General features: G+C 73.8%; 1 protein-coding gene. It reads left to right on the top strand.

Annotated features, from left to right (window positions below; all coding sequences use genetic code 11):
• A partial coding sequence (locus ACWCXH_RS39935; protein ID WP_449806421.1) for a DUF4118 domain-containing protein occupies nt 1-1283 on the top strand: 1283 nt, incomplete at both ends.

The following is a 1283-nucleotide window of genomic DNA, read 5'->3' as shown; positions in this document are numbered from 1 at the left end:
GTCTGGGAGACCCGCGAACGCGTCGTGGTCGCCCTCACCGGCGGCCCCGAGGGCGAGACGATCATCCGCCGCGCCGCCCGGATCGCCGACCGCACCGCCGGGGGCGACCTCCTGGCCGTCCACGTGACCAGGAGCGACGGCCTGGCCGGCGCCTCCTCCGGCGCGCTCGCCCAGCAGCGGGAGCTGGTCGAGACCCTCGGCGGCAGCTACCACGTGGTGGTCGGCGACGACATCCCCACCGCGCTGCTGGCCTTCGCCCGCGCCCACGACGCCACCCAGCTGGTCCTCGGCACCAGCCGCCGCGGCCGGATCAGCCGCTTCCTCTCCGGTCCCGGCACTGGACAGACGACCGTGGACGCGTCCGAGGACATCGACGTCCACATGGTCACCCACGAGTTCACCGGCCGCGGCAAGCTGCCCTCGCTCGGCCGGCGCCACTCCAGGCGCCGCACCATCGCCGGGTTCGCCTCGGGCCTGGTCGTGCCCGCGCTGCTCACCGCCGTGCTCTCCCAGTTCCACCACCAGCTGAACCTCACCACCGACGCGCTGATCTTCCAACTCGGGGTGGTGGCAGTGGCGTTGCTCGGCGGCGCGGTCTCGGCCGTGGTGGCAGCCGTCATCGCCTCGCTGCTGCTGAACTACTTCTTCATCCCGCCGGTCCACGACCTGACCATCGGCGAGGCCAACAACATCGTCGCCCTCCTGGTGTTCGCCACTGTTGCCCTGACGGTCTCCACGGTCGTCGACCACGCCGGTCGCCTCACCGCCAGGGCCGCGCGCGCCACCGCCGAGGCCGAGACCCTCTCCACCCTGGCGGGCAGCGTGCTGCGCGGCGCCGACGCGCTGCCCGCGCTGTTGGAGAAGTCCCGGACGGCCTTCGGCATGGACTCCGTGGCCCTACTCGACAGCCTCACCGGGGAAGCGATCGCTCGCAGCGACGCCATGACGGACGGCAGCGGTGGAGGAGAGACGACCGAAGTCGCGGTCGGCGAGCGAGCCCTCCTGGTGCTCACCGGCCGTCGGCTGCCCGCCGCCGACCAGCGCGTCCTCATCGCCTTCGCCGCCCATGTCGGCGCCGCGCTGGAGCGCGACCGGCTCGCCGTGGTCGCCGCCGAGGTCGAGCCGATCAAGGCCGCCGACCGGATGCGCACCGCCCTGCTCGCCGCCGTCAGCCACGACCTGCGCACCCCGCTCGCCGCCGCGCTCGCCTCGGTCGGCTCGCTGCGCAGCCCCGACGTCGAGTTCTCGCCCGAGGACCAGGCCGAACTCCTCGCCACCGCCGA

The organism is Kitasatospora sp. NPDC001660, assembly GCF_053596725.1.
The sequence above is the reverse complement of the archived record's forward strand: the minus strand, read 5'-3'. Positions and strand labels throughout refer to the sequence as shown.